This window comes from Brevundimonas terrae (assembly GCF_011761985.1).
Lineage (GTDB): Bacteria > Pseudomonadota > Alphaproteobacteria > Caulobacterales > Caulobacteraceae > Brevundimonas > Brevundimonas terrae.
The window spans coordinates 107006-122315 of record NZ_JAASQT010000004.1 but is presented as its reverse complement, the minus strand read 5'-3'; the positions used below and the strand labels follow the sequence as shown (position 1 = coordinate 122315).

Annotated in this window: 17 protein-coding genes; 3 read left to right on the top strand and 14 right to left on the bottom strand. The window is 58.6% G+C overall.

Going from position 1 to position 15310, the window contains the following annotated elements; all coding sequences use genetic code 11:
• Positions 1-2: 2 nt before the first annotated feature.
• Positions 3-383: a hypothetical protein gene (locus FHS64_RS10850; RefSeq protein WP_167178231.1), complete on the bottom strand. Its 381-nt coding sequence runs from the start codon at positions 381-383 to the stop codon at positions 3-5.
• Positions 384-615: 232 nt separating this feature from the next.
• On the opposite strand from FHS64_RS10850, the gene FHS64_RS10845 reads away from it, so the two are divergent.
• Positions 616-2163, top strand: a complete 1548-nt coding sequence (locus FHS64_RS10845) for a DEAD/DEAH box helicase (RefSeq protein ID WP_167178230.1) — start codon at positions 616-618, stop codon at positions 2161-2163.
• A gap of 77 nt (positions 2164-2240) precedes the next feature.
• On the top strand, positions 2241-3311 hold the full coding sequence (locus tag FHS64_RS10840; protein WP_167178229.1) for a GGDEF domain-containing protein: 1071 nt from the start codon (positions 2241-2243) through the stop codon (positions 3309-3311).
• Positions 3312-3338: 27 nt separating this feature from the next.
• Here FHS64_RS10840 and FHS64_RS10835 read toward each other — a convergent pair whose 3' ends face one another.
• Genes FHS64_RS10835 through FHS64_RS10785 form a run of 11 tightly spaced genes read right to left on the bottom strand, consistent with a single transcriptional unit; the run spans position 3339 to position 12711 of the window.
• A complete protein-coding gene (locus tag FHS64_RS10835; protein WP_167178228.1) occupies positions 3339-4160 on the bottom strand; it encodes a MetQ/NlpA family ABC transporter substrate-binding protein in 822 nt (273 codons plus the stop codon).
• Between the two features lie 18 nt (positions 4161-4178).
• On the bottom strand, positions 4179-4835 hold the full coding sequence (locus FHS64_RS10830; RefSeq protein ID WP_167178227.1) for a methionine ABC transporter permease: 657 nt from the start codon (positions 4833-4835) through the stop codon (positions 4179-4181).
• Positions 4835-5839 carry a methionine ABC transporter ATP-binding protein gene (locus FHS64_RS10825; RefSeq protein ID WP_167178226.1) on the bottom strand — a complete coding sequence of 335 codons (1005 nt, stop codon included), beginning with the start codon at positions 5837-5839 and terminating at the stop codon, positions 4835-4837. Before FHS64_RS10825 ends, FHS64_RS10830 begins: the two co-directional genes overlap by 1 nt.
• Entirely contained in the window at positions 5836-6231 is a 396-nt protein-coding gene (locus tag FHS64_RS10820) for a HesB/IscA family protein (protein ID WP_167178225.1), read from the bottom strand. Before FHS64_RS10820 ends, FHS64_RS10825 begins: the two co-directional genes overlap by 4 nt.
• Before the next feature lie 16 nt (positions 6232-6247).
• The gene (locus FHS64_RS10815) at positions 6248-6646 is read right to left on the bottom strand and encodes an SUF system Fe-S cluster assembly protein (RefSeq protein WP_167178224.1); all 399 of its coding nucleotides are present in this window, start codon (positions 6644-6646) and stop codon (positions 6248-6250) included.
• A 5-nt stretch (positions 6647-6651) separates the two neighbouring features.
• Positions 6652-7893 (bottom strand): aminotransferase class V-fold PLP-dependent enzyme, encoded by a 1242-nt coding sequence (locus tag FHS64_RS10810; protein WP_167178223.1) that lies wholly within the window; start codon positions 7891-7893, stop codon positions 6652-6654.
• Entirely contained in the window at positions 7872-8885 is a 1014-nt protein-coding gene (gene sufD, locus FHS64_RS10805) for a Fe-S cluster assembly protein SufD (protein WP_167178222.1), read from the bottom strand. The genes FHS64_RS10810 and sufD overlap by 22 nt, the downstream gene beginning before the upstream one ends.
• Positions 8882-9631, bottom strand: a complete 750-nt coding sequence (sufC, locus tag FHS64_RS10800) for a Fe-S cluster assembly ATPase SufC (RefSeq protein ID WP_167178221.1) — start codon at positions 9629-9631, stop codon at positions 8882-8884. Before sufC ends, sufD begins: the two co-directional genes overlap by 4 nt.
• A 14-nt stretch (positions 9632-9645) precedes the next feature.
• Entirely contained in the window at positions 9646-11112 is a 1467-nt protein-coding gene (gene sufB, locus FHS64_RS10795) for a Fe-S cluster assembly protein SufB (protein WP_167178220.1), read from the bottom strand.
• Between the two features lie 3 nt (positions 11113-11115).
• Positions 11116-12252: a cysteine desulfurase family protein gene (locus FHS64_RS10790; protein WP_167178219.1), complete on the bottom strand. Its 1137-nt coding sequence runs from the start codon at positions 12250-12252 to the stop codon at positions 11116-11118.
• Positions 12253-12711 (bottom strand): Rrf2 family transcriptional regulator, encoded by a 459-nt coding sequence (locus tag FHS64_RS10785; protein WP_167178218.1) that lies wholly within the window; start codon positions 12709-12711, stop codon positions 12253-12255.
• A 161-nt stretch (positions 12712-12872) separates the two neighbouring features.
• Here FHS64_RS10785 and FHS64_RS10780 point away from each other — a divergent pair, with 161 nt between their 5' ends.
• Positions 12873-13523, top strand: a complete 651-nt coding sequence (locus tag FHS64_RS10780) for an alpha/beta hydrolase (RefSeq protein WP_167178217.1) — start codon at positions 12873-12875, stop codon at positions 13521-13523.
• A 120-nt stretch (positions 13524-13643) separates the two neighbouring features.
• Here FHS64_RS10780 and FHS64_RS10775 read toward each other — a convergent pair whose 3' ends face one another.
• Complete coding sequence (locus FHS64_RS10775) at positions 13644-14261, bottom strand: DUF6624 domain-containing protein (protein WP_167178216.1); 618 nt, start codon at positions 14259-14261, stop codon at positions 13644-13646.
• A gap of 63 nt (positions 14262-14324) precedes the next feature.
• Positions 14325-15284, bottom strand: coding sequence for a DMT family transporter (locus tag FHS64_RS10770; protein ID WP_341771146.1), 960 nt, complete (start codon positions 15282-15284; stop codon positions 14325-14327).
• Positions 15285-15310 lie beyond the last annotated feature (26 nt).

Genomic DNA, 15310 nt, shown 5'->3' with positions numbered 1-15310 from the left:
TCTTAATGGCTACGCCCGCGCACCAGTTCGTTTCGAACACGACGCCCCAGTGGATCACGCGCAGCCCAGCTTTCACCAAGGCGGACCTGGGTGAATTTCGAACAGAAACGTGAAACCAGAAAGCGTGGGCGGATATCGTTCAGGCACAGCCTGTCGCCTTCGCGCGTCCAGTTGCCACTGATGCTGCGCCCATCCGAGAAACTGGCACGATAGCTTCCATCACGTTCGAACCAGTGCCGCACCCATCCGCCATCCGGATAATGACTCAATACCGTATTGCCAAAGGCCGCTTCCATATCGCTGGAATGGGCTCGCGCATGCGTGCCGGAGCCACTGAACAGCAGCACAGCCATGATCGCAGACATCCATAAGCCAGGGCGCATATAAGCGTCCTTATTCTTTGAAAACACAGCAGAATAGCCATACCGACGTTTCGATATTGTGACAGTTGAAGTCACGTCGCATCCGAAAATAGTTGACTGTGGCGTAGGGCTTTCCATATACCGCCCCAAGCTCGGAGCAGGATTGGCGATGCGCGCCGCCCGCTCGCCCACGAGGGGCGGCTCTGTCAGCTAAAGACGTCGATGACGTTATCCTCTGTCCAATCAGGACTCTATGACCGAGTTTTCCAAGCTGGGCCTTTCGCCCACGACCCTTCAAGCCATTGCCGATACCGGCTATACCGAAGCCACTCCGATCCAGTCGCAGGCCATTCCAGTGGCGCTCGCTGGCCGTGATGTTCTGGGTATCGCCCAGACCGGTACCGGCAAAACGGCCGCCTTTACCCTGCCCCTGATCGACCGCCTGTCGTCTGGCCGCGCCCGCGCCCGTATGCCGCGCGCCGTTGTGCTGTGCCCGACCCGCGAACTGGCAGATCAGGTCGCCGAGAATTTCGCAAAATACGCCAAGGGGACGCGCCTGAACTGGGTGCTGCTGATCGGTGGCGTTTCGATGGGCGATCAGGTCGCCATGCTCAACAAGGGCGTGGACGTGATGATCGCAACCCCCGGCCGCCTGCTGGACCTGTTCGAGCGCGGCAAGATCCTTCTGACCGGCGTCGAAATCATGGTCGTCGACGAAGCCGACCGCATGCTGGACATGGGCTTCATTCCCGACATCGAGCGTATCTTCAAACTGACGCCGCCGCGTCGCCAGACCCTGTTCTTCTCGGCCACCATGCCGCCGGAAATCACACGTCTGACGCAACAGTTCCTAAAAGACCCGACCCGTATCGAGGTCTCTCGTCCGGCCCAAACCGCCGACACCATCACCCAGCACATTACCCGTCTGCCGGTTTCCGACCCCAAGGCCAAGCGCACGGCGCTGCGTCTTCTGATCGAGCGTTCGGAAGTGCAGAACGGTATCGTCTTCTGTAACCGCAAGTCCGACGTGGACATCGTTGCCAAGTCGCTGGCCGTACACGGCTTCAACGCAGCCCCGATCCACGGTGATCTGGACCAATCCCTGCGCATGAAGACCCTGTCCGATTTCCGTAATGGCGATCTGAAGCTTCTGGTGGCATCGGATGTGGCCGCGCGCGGTCTGGACATTCCAGCCGTCAGCCACGTCTTCAACTATGACGTGCCGCACCACGCCGACGACTATGTGCACCGTATTGGTCGTACAGGCCGTGCAGGCCGTACTGGTGACGCCTACATGATTGTGACCCCGTCGGACGACAAGTCGCTCGACAAGGTTCTGAAGCTCATCAAAAAAGACCCTGTCGAACTGCCGCTGGACGATGTGGACTTTACCTCCATTTCGGATCGCCCGCGCAGCAGCGAAGGTCGCTCGAGCCGTAGCCGTCGCGAGCGCACGCGTGAGCCCAAGGTAGCGGATGCCGAGGTCTTGGCCGTCGATACTGCGCCGACCGACGACACTGTCCAGACACCTGTTTCCGAAGCGAAAGAGGAAGGACGTACGCGTCGTGGCCGTTCGCGCCGCAAACCCGAAACGGCTATCGAAGCGATCGAAACCGTAGCCGTCGAAACGCCCGAAGCGGATTCGCCACCTAAGGCGGAGCAGCCCTCGCGCAATCGCGGGCGAAACAACCGTAAGTCATCTTCCGAAGTGCAAAAATCGGCAGAACCAGCCCATAACAGCACTGCTTTTGGCGATGAAATCCCTGCATTCCTGCGCCGTCCGGTCATTCTTCCCGCCTGATACAAGTTTTGTTTTGGGCTTAACCTGCGGGTTACGCATTATCCCTAGGTTAAACCTGAAGTAGTCGGGGGGAACCGATGAGTGAGCATGTAGATACCGCTGTTCGCGGGCCGCAAGCCTATGCCATAGCCCGTCAGGCGATTGAGGCCATGGAGTCTGCCAAGGTTTGGCCGACTCCCCTCAATTTCGAGTTGTGGCTGCATTACATTTCGACGCCTGATAGTCCGCTGTCGCAAGAAATGCGCCGCCTGCTGGATATGCATACAGCCTTCACGGATGCTGTTTCCGAGTCGCTGGCGACGGAGTTCCTGCCGCGCAGCCGTCTGTCCGAAGAAATTCGCGATGCGGGTGCAGTTCTAAACCGCGAACTCGCCGCCGTCGCGATTGCGATAGACAAGGCTCGTGAGATTCAGGTCCAGTATGCCGACACTCTGTCGGACGCCAAGGTTCAACTGAACCAAAGCGTGCCACCCAACCCACTCGTGGAACTGGTGGGGACCTTGTCCAAGGCCACGCGTCGCATCCAGCGCCATACGGTTGTCCTCGAAAAACGTCTGGAATCCTCGCATACCGAGGTCAACAAGTTGCGCACGCACCTTGAACAGGTACGCCGCGATGCCATGACGGACGCACTTACCAACCTTGCCAACCGCAAGGCGTTTGACGAAAAGCTGGAGGCTCTGTGCGCCTCGGTTGACCTAACTGGCGCAACCATCAGTCTGGCTGTGGTCGATATCGACCACTTCAAACGTTTCAACGACACCTGGGGCCACCAGACCGGCGATCAGGTTCTGCGTTATGTGGCCAGCGCGATTGCTCGCATCACAACGTCAACGCGTATCAGCGCCCGTTATGGCGGCGAGGAGTTCGTCATTGCGTTTACCGAGGAAAACGTTGCTCAGGTCGAGGATATCCTGAACACCTTGCGCGTCGATATTGCCTCGCGCGCCCTGCGTCGTCGTTCGACCAATGATGATCTGGGTGTGGTGACCATTTCGACCGGCTATGCGACGCGTCAGCCGAAAGAAACCCCGTTCGAGCTTATGGAGCGTGCGGATGCCGCACTTTACGTCTCCAAACGCGCAGGTCGTAACCGCACAACAAGCGCAGAAGACGCACCAAAACCGAAGATCGTGACCACAGTCTAGGCACTGTGGTCACGACGGTTTCGGCGTTTACTGGGCCGGAATGACCGCGCCCTGATACTTCTGGGCGATGAAGGCGCGTGCCGCTTCGCTACGCAGAGCATTGGCCAGCGCAACCAGACGCGGATCGTCCTTGTTGTCAGGACGCGCCACCAGATAGTTCACATAGGGGCTGTCTGCGCCCTCGAGCGACAGTGCATCCGAACGCGGGCTGAGGCCTGCATCCAACGCGTAGTTGGTATTGATGACGGCACCATCAACCTGCGGCAGGATGCGCGGTATCGTGGCCGCCTCGACCTCGCGGAACGTCAGACCCTTACGGTTGTCCTGAATATCAGCCACGGTCTGCAGCGGGTTTTCGCCCTTTTTCAGGGTGATCAGGCCCGCAGATTGCAGCAATAGCAGCGAACGGCCGGTGTTGGATGCATCGTTCGGCAGAACGATTTCGGCACCATTCGGCAGATCGGCGAGCTTGGCGTGCTTCTTGGAATAAAGACCCAGCGGCTCGATATGAATGCCGGCCACAGTGACCAGATCGGCACCGCGTGCGGTGTTGAACTCTTTCAGATACGGCTCGGTCTGGAAATAATTGGCATCCAGACGCTTTTCAGCCAACTGTACATTGGGCTGAACATAGTCGTTGAAGACCTTGATATCGAGGGTAATTCCCTCGGCAGCCAATAGCGGTCGAACGATTTCCAAGATCTCGGCATGCGGCACGGCCGTCGCGCCAACCCGCAAGGGCTTGGAGGTATCAGGCGCAGCCTCTTCTTTATTACCACCACAGGCTGCGAGGAAACCGACAGCAGCCAATGCAGCAGCATTCAGCAAAAAGGTGCGGCGAGCGAACATAAAAATCCTCGAATTAAGTCAGCGATGCGAAACCCTAGCCACAAGCCAGTCGCCAAGCATCTGTAGAATTTGAACAAGTACCAGCAGCAGAACTACCGTGACAAACATTACGTCGGTCTGGAAGCGCTGATACCCAAAACGAACGGCAAGGTCGCCTAATCCGCCCGCACCGACAACCCCTGCCATGGCCGTATAACCCACCAAAGCAATCGCAGACACCGTCGCACCGGCAATGATACCCGGCAAAGCCTCGGGTAAAAGGGCACGCATAACGATCTGAAATGTTGATCCCCCCATAGCCTGCGTCGCCTCGACCACGCCGTGATCCACTTCACGCAGCGCATTCTCGACCAGTCGCGCATAGAACGGTGCCGTTCCGACGACCAGAGGCGGAATAGCGCCCAGCACCCCGAGCGAAGTGCCCACCAGCAACATGGTCAGCGGCAGCATGACGATCAGCAGAATGATAAAGGGCAAAGACCGCAGTACGTTCACAACAAACGACAACACAGCGTTGACCACAGGATTGGCCGCCAGCTTGCCCTTGCCCGACAGGAACAACAGCACGCCCAACGGAATACCGATCGCCACCGTCAGTGTCAGCGAGCCTGCCAGCATCAGCAATGTGTCGATGCCAGCCTTGCCTACCTCCAGCCAGTTCACATTGTCAAACATCAGCGCGCCTCCTTCTGGATGGCTTCGACGGCAACACCATTCTCGGTCAGGCGCGCCATAGCGACAGTGGCATCACCGCCGGTGAAAACGACCAGAAGCTGGCCACAAGGTTCACCACGAATACGGCTGATACGACCGGAGAGGATCGAATAGTCGACACCCGTTTCACGCGCGATGCGGCTCAGCTCTGGCTCATAGGTCGAAGCGCCACGGAAGGTCAGTCGCGCCATCTGTCCCCCCACTGGGGCCATTGCGGCATCAAAACCGTCATCGTCCTCGGCCAGCATGGCCTGCGTAACGGGATGGGCCGGATTCAGGAAAACATCTGCCGTCCGGCCTGTCTCGACCACCTTGCCGTCCTTTAGGACTGCCACACGGTCACAGACGCGGCGCACCACCTCCATCTGGTGGGTGATCATGACGATGGTCAAACCCAGTTCGCGGTTCAACTGGTCCAGCAGATTGAGAATGTCTTCGGTCGTTTCGGGATCCAGTGCACTGGTCGCTTCGTCACACAGCAAGACCTGCGGGCCACAGGCCAGAGCGCGGGCAATACCGACACGCTGCTTTTGACCGCCCGATAACTGCCTTGGATATTTTTTGGCGTGTTCGGCGAGGCCCAACTGCGCCAAAAGCTCGGCTACACGCGCCGTGATCTCGGCCTTGGGGCGACCTTCCAGCATCAGCGGAAACGCCACATTGGCTTCAATAGTTTTGGAGTTCAGCAGGTTGAAATGCTGAAAAATCATGCCGATGCGGCGTCGGGCCTTTAACAGGCCCTTGGCATCAAGAGCCGTGATATCCTCGCCATCGACGATCACCCTGCCCCCGTCCGGCGTTTCCAGACGGTTGATCGTGCGGATCAGCGTGGACTTGCCTGCCCCCGAGCGACCGACGACGCCGAAAATCTCGCCGCGACCGATTTCAAGATCAACATTATCCAGCGCCACGCGGTCACCCGCACGGCTGCTGTAACGGCGGGTGACGCCTTCTAGACGGATCATGCGTTGTCGGATTCTGCCGGAATAATGGTGACACTCTCGCCGCAACCGCAGGCGTCAGTCTCGTTGGGGTTACGGAACACAAATTTGGACGACAAGCGCGTTGTCACGAAATCGATTTCCGAACCGATCAGGAACAAGATCGCCTTGGGTTCAATCAGAACCGTCGCGCCCTTGTCTTCAACCACCTCGTCCATCGGCTCGATGCTGTCCGCATAGGCAAAGGTGTATTCCTGACCGGCACAGCCGCCGTTTTTGACTCCCACGCGCAGGCCTACAATCGGGCGATCCGCATTGGCCATCAGTTCGCGTACGCGAGCGGCCGCTGCATCCGTCAGGCTTACGGCCTTGGGGCGCGGTCTACGCGGACGGACAGAGGTCTGGATTTCACTCATGGTTTAAATCCCGAGCCTAGAACATGTTGAGGGCCAGTTTGGCCTCGTCGCTCATTTTGGAAGCATCCCACGGCGGATCAAAGGTCAGGTTGGCGCGCGCGGAACGTACCCCCTCGACCGTCATCACAGCCGCTTCGACCCAGCCCGGCATTTCGCCCGCAACCGGACAGCCGGGAGCCGTCAGCGTCATGTCCACGACCACATCCTTGTCGTCATTCACATCGACGCGGTAGATCAGTCCCAGCTCGTAGATATCGACCGGAATTTCAGGATCATAGACGGTTTTAAGCGCCGTGATCAGATCATCGGTCAGCTTGTCGAGTTCCGCTTGCGACAGGGCGCTTTTTTGCGGCTCGTCCCACGTCGCGGCGAAATCGGCACTTTCGGTGATCGCGTTGTCAGTCTTGGCGTCCATGATCGTCACACAAAGAAGTTGCGCGCTTTAATCAGCGCGTCGGCGAAGGCATCTGCCTCCTCCAAAGTATTATATAGGGCGAACGAAGCCCGCGTGCTTGAAGTTACACCCAGACGTTTGGCCAATGGCTCGGCACAGTGCAATCCAGCCCGCACGGCGACACCGTAACGGTCCATAATCTGCGCCACGTCGTGGGCGTGGGCACCATCAACGGTAAAAGCCAGAACAGAGCCCTTACCTTCGGCGGTCCCCAGAATACGTACCCAATCCAGTTCGCCCAGACGCTGGGCGGCGCGGTCATAAAGCGCCTGTTCATGGGCATGGATCGCCGCCGGATCAAACCCCGACAGCCATTCCAGTGCTGTGCCCAGACCGATTGCCTCTAGGATAGGTGGTGTTCCGGCCTCGAAGCGGTGCGGCGGACGCGCATAGGTGATGCGTTCCTTTTCGACCGTTTCGATCATCTCGCCACCACCCTGATAGGGCGGCAGGGCTTCAAGAGCTTCCATGGTGCCATAAAGGGCACCTATTCCGGTGGGCCCGAACAGTTTGTGGCCGGTAATAACGTAGTAGTCACAACCGATAGCCTGAACGTCGGGTATGGAGTGCACCGCGCCCTGACACCCATCAACCAGCACACGCGCACCGGCGGCGTGGGCCAGACGGGTAATCTCAGCAACCGGATTAATCGTGCCCAGCACATTCGACATGTGCGTGACCGACACCATCTTGGTGCGTGCGTTCAGTAGGCCTTTAAAGGCCTCCATATCCAGCGAGCCGTCATCCAGGATCGGTGCCCAGCGGAGGACAGCGCCCTTGCGTTCGCGCAGCATATGCCACGGTACGATGTTGGAGTGGTGCTCCATCTCGGTGACGATGATCTCGTCACCTTCGCGGATATCCAGACCGATCCCGTTGGCGACCAGATTGATCGCCTCGGTACCGCCCTTGGTCCACACGATCTGTTCGGCGCTTTCCGCATTCAGGAAACGGGCAACGATTTCGCGAGCTTGCTCAAAGGCCTCGGTGGCCTCGTTTGACAGGGTATGCAGGCCGCGATGGACGTTGGAATAGCCGTTCTCCATCACCGAAACGAGACGATCGATGACGGCACGCGGTTTTTGTGCCGAGGCCGCATTATCCAGGTAAACCAGCGGACGACCATTGATCTGGCGCTTCAGGATCGGGAACTGCTCCCGAACCGCCACCACATCAAATGCCGGTTTTACAGACGTGCCGTCAGCCATTGCGTAACAACCTCCCGCACATCGTCCTGTTCGATACGGTCAACCACTTCATTCAAGAAGGCCTCGGTCAACAGGGCGCGGGCTTCTTCGGCCGTAATACCGCGAGCCTGCATGTAGAACAGGGCCGCCTCGTCCAGCGTACCGACCGTATTGCCGTGGGCGCACTGAACTTCGTCGGCATAGATAATCAGTTCGGGCTTAGCGTCGATTTCCGCGCGTTCGCCGTCGATGAGCGCGTTGTGCGCCATACGGGCATCGGTGCCGTCTGCGCCACGCTGTACGACGATCTTGCCTTGGAACACACCGCGCGAAGTTTCGCGGGCCACGCCCTTGGTCAACTGGCCGGTTGTGCCATGCGCTTCCAGATGATCGACAACCGAGGTCAGGTCGGTATGTCGAGCGCCCTTCAGCAGATACAGGCCATCCATCCGAGCATCTGCGCCATGGGCATGATGCGCCAGGCGGGTTTCAAAGCGTTGCAGCCTTGCGCCCGTCGTCAGCACAGTCTGGCGGTATTTCGCACCGGCAGCCAAGTTCACCTCGGCCTCGGTGACGGACACAGCCAGTTCGGGCTCGTCAATCAATACGATGCGGGTCACTTCGGCACCCGCAGCAACATCAATATCAATGCGGTTGTGGGCGACGTAATCGCCCCTGCCCTCGTGGCTTTCCAACAGCAGCAGTTTGGCACCGGCTTGGGTTTTGATCGACACACGGGCTGTGTGGCCCGTGGACTCGGCATCGGATACCAGACGGACTTGAACCGTGACCTGATCCGCAGCCGAATAATCGATGCTGCCGTGACCATTGGCCAGTGACAGAACTTCTCCGCCCAAGGCTGCAAACGGGCCTGAACCCTTTATATCGGTCGTAGCAGAAAGCTTTGGCGTTTCACGAAGAATACGCGCCAAATCACTGTATTTCCATGCCTCGACACGACGCGACGGATAGGTCGCGGCATTGTTCAGGTCAAAACGGGCAATGGCGTTCACGCGGCGTTCGGCAGGTATTTGTCATACCCTTCCGCCTCAAGCTCATGAGCCAGTTCCGGACCACCCGAGGCCACAATACGGCCAGCGACCAGAACGTGGACCTTGTCCGGTTTGATATAGTCCAGCAGGCGCTGATAGTGGGTGATGACCAGCATGGAACGGTCGGCGCGACGCAGGGCGTTGACGCCTTCGGACACGATACGCAGGGCATCGATGTCCAGACCGGAATCCGTTTCATCGAGGATCAGCAGCGACGGCTCAAGCATGGCCATCTGCAGGATTTCCATGCGCTTCTTCTCGCCGCCGGAGAAACCGACATTGAGAGGACGCTTCAGCATGTCGAAGTCCATTTTCAGGTTCTTCGCCGCTTCCTTGACCTGTTTGAGGAATGCCGGTGCCGAAATCTCGTCCTCGCCGCGCTGGCGACGTTGGGCGTTCATGGCCGTGCGCACAAAGGTCAGGCCCGGAACGCCGGGGATCTCGACCGGATACTGGAACGACAGGAATACGCCCGCTGCTGCACGCGCCGCAGGATCAAGCTCCACCAGGTCCAGACCGTTCCATGTCACCGAGCCTTGAAGGACCTCATAGTCGGGGCGCCCTGCAATCGTGTTGCCGAGCGTGGACTTGCCCGCGCCGTTCGGTCCCATAATGGCATGAACCTCGCCCGCAGGAACTTGCAGCGACAGGCCTTTGAGGATGGCGTTATCTTCAACAGAAGCGTGAAGGTTATCAATCTTAAGCATTGTAATTCTTCTTTTTAGCCGACCGAGCCTTCGAGGCTAATGGCTACGAGTTTTTGCGCCTCAACGGCGAATTCCATCGGCAGTTCTTGCAACACATCGCGAACGAAACCGTTGACCAGAAGGGCCACGGCTTCTTCTTCCGACAGGCCGCGCTGCTGGGCGTAGAAGAGCTGGTCTTCCGACAGACGGGTCGTCGTCGCCTCGTGCTCCATCTGGGCAGAGCCGTTCTTGGCTTCGATGTACGGAATGGTATGCGAGCCGCACTCCTTGCCGATCAGCAAGCTGTCGCACTGGGTGAAGTTGCGAACGCCCGTCGCCTTGGGATGCACCGAAACCAGACCGCGATAGGTCGAGTCCGATTTACCCGCCGAAACGGCCTTGGCGATGATGCGCGACTTCGAGTTCTTGCCCAGATGGATCATCTTGGTGCCGGTGTCGGCCTGCTGATGTCCATTGGTGATGGCAATCGAATAGAACTCGCCCGAGCTTTCCTCGCCCTTGAGGATGCAGGACGGATATTTCCATGTGACGGCCGAGCCAGTTTCCACCTGCGTCCACGACACCTTGGAACGGTCGCCACGGCAATCCGCACGCTTGGTCACGAAATTATAGATGCCGCCCTTGCCCTCGGCATCGCCCGGATACCAGTTCTGGACCGTCGAGTATTTCACCTCGGCATCGTCCAGCGCCACGATCTCGACGACAGCGGCGTGAAGCTGGTTTTCGTCACGCATGGGGGCCGTGCAGCCTTCCAGATACGATACGTAGGAACCCTTGTCGGCGATAATCAGCGTCCGCTCGAACTGGCCGGTCTGGCTCGCATTGATGCGGAAATAGGTCGACAGCTCCATCGGGCAGCGAACGCCCGGCGGGATATAGACGAACGAACCATCCGAAAATACAGCGCTGTTTAGGGCTGCAAAATAGTTATCCGAGACCGGAACAACCGTGCCCAGGTATTTGCGTACCAGATCAGGATATTCGCGCAAGGCTTCGGAAATAGGCATGAATATCACGCCGACCTTGGCCAATTCTTCCTTGAAGGTGGTCACGACCGAAACACTGTCGAACACAGCGTCCACGGCCACCTTGGGTGCGCCCTGAACACCGGCCAGAACTTCCTGTTCTTTCAGCGGAATGCCCAGCTTGGCGTAAATTTCCAGAAGCTCCGGATCGACCTCGTCAAGCGACTTGGGGCCTTCCTTGGTCTTGGGGGCAGCATAGTAATACAGGTCCTGATAATCGACTGGATCGTACTTCACCGCCGCCCAGGTCGGCTCTTCCATGGCCAGCCAACGTTCATAGGCCGCCAGACGCCATTCCAGCATCCATTCCGGTTCACCCTTTTTCTCGGAGATGAAACGGACGATGTCGGTGTTCAGACCCTTGGGGGCAAATTCCTGTTCGACATCAGACGTGAAGCCGTATTTGTAACGCTCCAGTTCCGCGACTGTATCGACAGTTTCTTTAACAGCAACCATATCTTACGCGACTTTCTTCACGTCTTTACGAAGACGCGACACATGTTTTTCATAGGCAGCGGTCCACGCATCGGCAAAGCGAACCCAGTCGCTTTCCTGCGTGTTCCAGCCCCCTGAAACTCTCACGCCGCCAGTTGCCAGATCGTCCATTCCCATGGCGACCATAGTCTTTGACGGCTTCACCTTACCCGATGAACAGGCCGAGCCAGCGGAGATCATCACACCGGCAAGATCCAGTGTGATCAACTGCTGCGGGCTGTCCCATGCAGGAACGGCCATAAACAGGGTGTTCGGCAGACGCGGCGCACCCTCGCCAACAATCGTGGCTCCGGCCGCTTTTACACGCGCCTCGGCGGCATCGCGCCATGCACTATGGTCGACGCCAGATGCCATTTCCTGCGCGACTACCAGAGCGGCCGCACCAAAACCGGCAATGCCCGGCACGTTCTCGGTGCCCGCACGAAGACCGCGTTCCTGACCGGCACCATGCACAATACGGATGGCCGCGCGGTTCTCGGCGACAACCAATGCACCCACGCCTTGCGGGCCACCGATCTTGTGCGCCGAAAGGGTCAAGGTATCCGCACCCAGAGCGCGGATATCGACGGCAATTTTGCCCAGTGTCTGGATCGCATCGACATGCATCCACCCGCCAGCGGCACGCACCATGGCCGCAGTCTCGGCTATAGACTGGATCACGCCGCTTTCGTTATTGGCATGGTGAAGAGACACAAAAGCACGGCCGCCCTTGGCCAAAGCCGCTTCCAGCCATGCCAGATCAGCTTGACCGTCGCCCAGAACCGGCATGACCTCGACAGGCACGCCGCAGTGAATGGCGGTTTCGGAAATGCACGGATGCTCGGTCGCGCTGACAATAACGCGATCACAACCGGCGGCGACCGCACTGGCAATGGCTTGCGCGTTGGATTCCGTACCGCCCGAGGAGAAGATGATCGACGTCGGATCGGCACCAACCAGTTCGGCCACAGCCGCGCGCGCATTTTCCACCCGCGCCCGTGCCTTGCGGCCCAGCGCATGAACCGCAGACGGATTGCCGCCCGGCATCATGGCTTCCATCACCGCATCGCGCACTTCGGGGCGCACGAGAGCCGTGGCATTATAGTCCAGATAGATCGCCATTTATTCAGCCGCCACTTGTGCCGCCACATCGGAACGGCGGTTACGCAAATTATTGGAAACCACATCATCCAGCGACACGCTGGACAGATAGCGGTGGATTTCAGCGCCGAGGTCTTCCCAAAGATTGTGCGTGATGCAGCGTTCACCGCGCAACATGCAGCCATTGGGTTTGCCATGTTCGGCACAGCGCGTCGCGCGGATCGGTTCGTCGACGGCCAGAACAATCTCGGCCACCCAGGTTTCAGCAGACGAACGCGCCAGACGATAGCCACCGCCCGGCCCCCGCACACTCTTGACCAGCTCGGCTTTACGCAGACGCGCAAACAGTTGTTCCAGATAGGAAAGCGAGATTTCCTGACGCGTGGCGATCTCGGCAAGCGACACAGCCCGATCAGCGCCATTACGCGCTAAATCGGCCATTGCCATCACGGCATAACGTCCCTTTGTAGAAAGGCGCATCAATACCCTCAAATAAAGCACGCTTTTCGGGGTTGTTGTGGTAGAACCCGCGCCCTTGCAGGCGAATGCGTTGCGTGGTGGGGACTTAGAAAGTCCTACCCCGCTAGTCAAGTATTCGGCTGCGATGAAATACATATTGAACGACAGGGGATTCGCGATCCATGCCCGAAGTCATCCTTCCAGGTGCAGCTGGCCGTATTGAAGGCCGTTATTCGCCGGGCAAACGCCCTAATGCGCCGATCGCGCTGATCCTGCACCCGCACCCGAAGGCTGCGGGGCACATGAACAATCCTGTGGCTGTTACGCTTCACAAGCTGTTCGTAGAGCGTGGCTTTGCTACCTTGCGCTACAACTCGCGCGGTGTCGGCAAGTCACAAGGCGAGTTCGACAGCGGCATTGGCGAACTCGCCGACGCGGCAACCGCTCTGGACTGGCTGCAAGCCAACAACCCTGCCGCAACCCAGACCTGGGTCGCCGGTTACCAGTTCGGTGCCTATATCGGCATGCAGTTGCTGATGCGCCGTCCAGAAACCGACGGCTTCATCTCGGTGTCGCCGCCGTCGAACATGTACGATTTCAGCTTCCTCGCACCCTGCCCTGCATCGGGTCTGTTCCTGCACGGCACAAACGATACGGTTGTTCCGCCCGTTGAGGTCGAGCGCGTGGTCAACAAGCTGCGCACCCAAAAGGGCATCATCATCGACTATGAACTGGAAGAAGGCGCTTCGCACTTCTGGCAGGACCATATGGGCGCTGTTGAACGCCGCGTCGGTGCCTATCTGGACAAGCGTCTGGAAGAAAAGCCGGCTTGATGGTTTGTGCGATGGCTAAGCTATCATGCCCCTATGCTCGCCCCTCGGGGCTCACAGCTTGAAGGGCAACAACACCGGACATTAAAAGGCGCGCTTCTTTTGAGAAGCGCGCCTTTTTCGTTAGCAAGGCATGGATTTGAAGCCCGCGACGTAATCAGCGTGGCTTTCAGTGAACCCCATTTCGCGTCTACGATCATCAACAGCCTCGGGTGCTTCCAGATTCAGCACCACCCATTCACCGTTCTGACAGGCAAGCTGAGAACCGTATCGCTGTGGTCGCTTCTCGGCCAAGGCGAGCCGATCATACATCAGCCCATATGACTGACCATCGACCTCACCAGCAGCGACCAGCGGCTCCAGCACCGGTACGAACCGACGCCATGTCTCGAGGTTGGAATGTTGGACCACCAAAAATGCCGTGGTTGCGACTTCCACCCCATAGCGGCTATGTAAATACCACCCCTCTGGCGGCAAATGCTCCAGAACGATCTGAAGATTCTTAGCGTCCTGCTCAGCCATTATAGCGCTCGCCTCGCCACGGGCCTTGGCCATATCCTCGGCAGATAGCTCGCTGCGCAAGACTTCGCCCATGAACTGACGCGGATATTGGTCCAGCACATAGACGCTGGCAAAGCGCGTTTTCAGATCGGCATTCGGCGGCAAGCTGTCCAGCTTGGCCTGTTCCTGTTCGATCCGCTGAACCAGTGGGGCAATGGCCCTATCTGGCTCTGGAGCCATTGAGCAGCCACCAAGACAAAGCAATGAGACGACTAGAAACCAGACCATTTGGCCCCCTCTGGATCAGTGCTCCGCTTCGGCCGCGATTTCCGCCACTGGCCTGTGCGCACGAACGCACCAGACCACACTTATAACCAGCATGACTATAGCTACGATCTCGATGACCGTCGGGCCACGCTGTTCCCAGATGAAGCCATAGAGGAAGGCGAAAAGCGTCTCGAACACGATCATCTGGCCCAGCATGGTCAGTGGCAGCAAGCGACTGGCACGGTTCCAGAACGCATTGCCAACGACCGATGCCAGAACCGCGATCCCCACAGATACCATCAGGAAGCGTGGCCAGAACGCGCCGTCCATATCGCCCATGGTAAAAATGGCCACCGGAACGAGGAACAGCGACAGAGCCCCCGTCACGACACCGATTAACAGCGACCAGTCATGCGAACTGACCGCGGTCATCTTGGTCATCCAGCGGCTGTTACCCACGGCATAGGAGGTCCACAGCACCAGTGCGATCAAGCCCGCCACCAAACCGATGGCAACCGTTAAACCGCTTTGATCGGCTGCGACCCTGCCCTGACTGAAGCTTCCCCAACCGATTAGCACCACAGCCAGAGCCGCCAGTAAAATAGGCGGGCCAACGCGACGGATCGGCGGCGAGTTTTTGTCCTTCAGGCCCCACAAGGCCACGACAACCGGCACAGCCCCGACAATCAGGGCCGACGCCGCCACACCGGCATAGTGAACCGACACCACCAGAAACAGATAATAGATCACATTGCCGGTCAGGCTGAGCCAGATCAGCGCCCACCATGTCTTGCGATCAAGCAAGCCAACCAGACGCTTCCAGCGCGGTGCGATCAGCAGGGCTGCAATCAGCCCGTAGGAAATATAGCGCCCCGCCGACAACAGGAATGGCGAGGCCTCGGGCACGAATTTTGGTGCCAGAAACACCAGCCCCCACATCGCTCCCGCGGCCAACCCGCTCAGGACACCCCAAAAACGCGTACTCGACAGGGTCACATCATTATCTCTGGAAAGATCTTTGG

Bases quoted from the DNA above. Each gene is read 5' to 3' on its own strand.
- FHS64_RS10825 (WP_167178226.1), bottom strand. From the start codon at position 5,839: ATGATCCGTCTAGAAGGCGTCACCCGCCGTTACAGCAGCCGTGCGGGT.
- FHS64_RS10845 (WP_167178230.1), top strand. From the start codon at position 616: ATGACCGAGTTTTCCAAGCTGGGCCTTTCGCCCACGACCCTTCAAGCC.
- FHS64_RS10850 (WP_167178231.1), bottom strand. From the start codon at position 383: ATGCGCCCTGGCTTATGGATGTCTGCGATCATGGCTGTGCTGCTGTTC.
- sufB (WP_167178220.1), bottom strand. From the start codon at position 11,112: ATGGTTGCTGTTAAAGAAACTGTCGATACAGTCGCGGAACTGGAGCGT.
- FHS64_RS10780 (WP_167178217.1), top strand. From the start codon at position 12,873: ATGCCCGAAGTCATCCTTCCAGGTGCAGCTGGCCGTATTGAAGGCCGT.
- sufC (WP_167178221.1), bottom strand. From the start codon at position 9,631: ATGCTTAAGATTGATAACCTTCACGCTTCTGTTGAAGATAACGCCATC.
- FHS64_RS10830 (WP_167178227.1), bottom strand. From the start codon at position 4,835: ATGTTTGACAATGTGAACTGGCTGGAGGTAGGCAAGGCTGGCATCGAC.
- FHS64_RS10820 (WP_167178225.1), bottom strand. From the start codon at position 6,231: ATGAGTGAAATCCAGACCTCTGTCCGTCCGCGTAGACCGCGCCCCAAG.
- FHS64_RS10835 (WP_167178228.1), bottom strand. From the start codon at position 4,160: ATGTTCGCTCGCCGCACCTTTTTGCTGAATGCTGCTGCATTGGCTGCT.
- FHS64_RS10790 (WP_167178219.1), bottom strand. From the start codon at position 12,252: ATGGCGATCTATCTGGACTATAATGCCACGGCTCTCGTGCGCCCCGAA.
- FHS64_RS10840 (WP_167178229.1), top strand. From the start codon at position 2,241: ATGAGTGAGCATGTAGATACCGCTGTTCGCGGGCCGCAAGCCTATGCC.
- FHS64_RS10810 (WP_167178223.1), bottom strand. From the start codon at position 7,893: ATGGCTGACGGCACGTCTGTAAAACCGGCATTTGATGTGGTGGCGGTT.
- FHS64_RS10815 (WP_167178224.1), bottom strand. From the start codon at position 6,646: ATGGACGCCAAGACTGACAACGCGATCACCGAAAGTGCCGATTTCGCC.
- FHS64_RS10785 (WP_167178218.1), bottom strand. From the start codon at position 12,711: ATGCGCCTTTCTACAAAGGGACGTTATGCCGTGATGGCAATGGCCGAT.
- FHS64_RS10775 (WP_167178216.1), bottom strand. From the start codon at position 14,261: ATGGCTCCAGAGCCAGATAGGGCCATTGCCCCACTGGTTCAGCGGATC.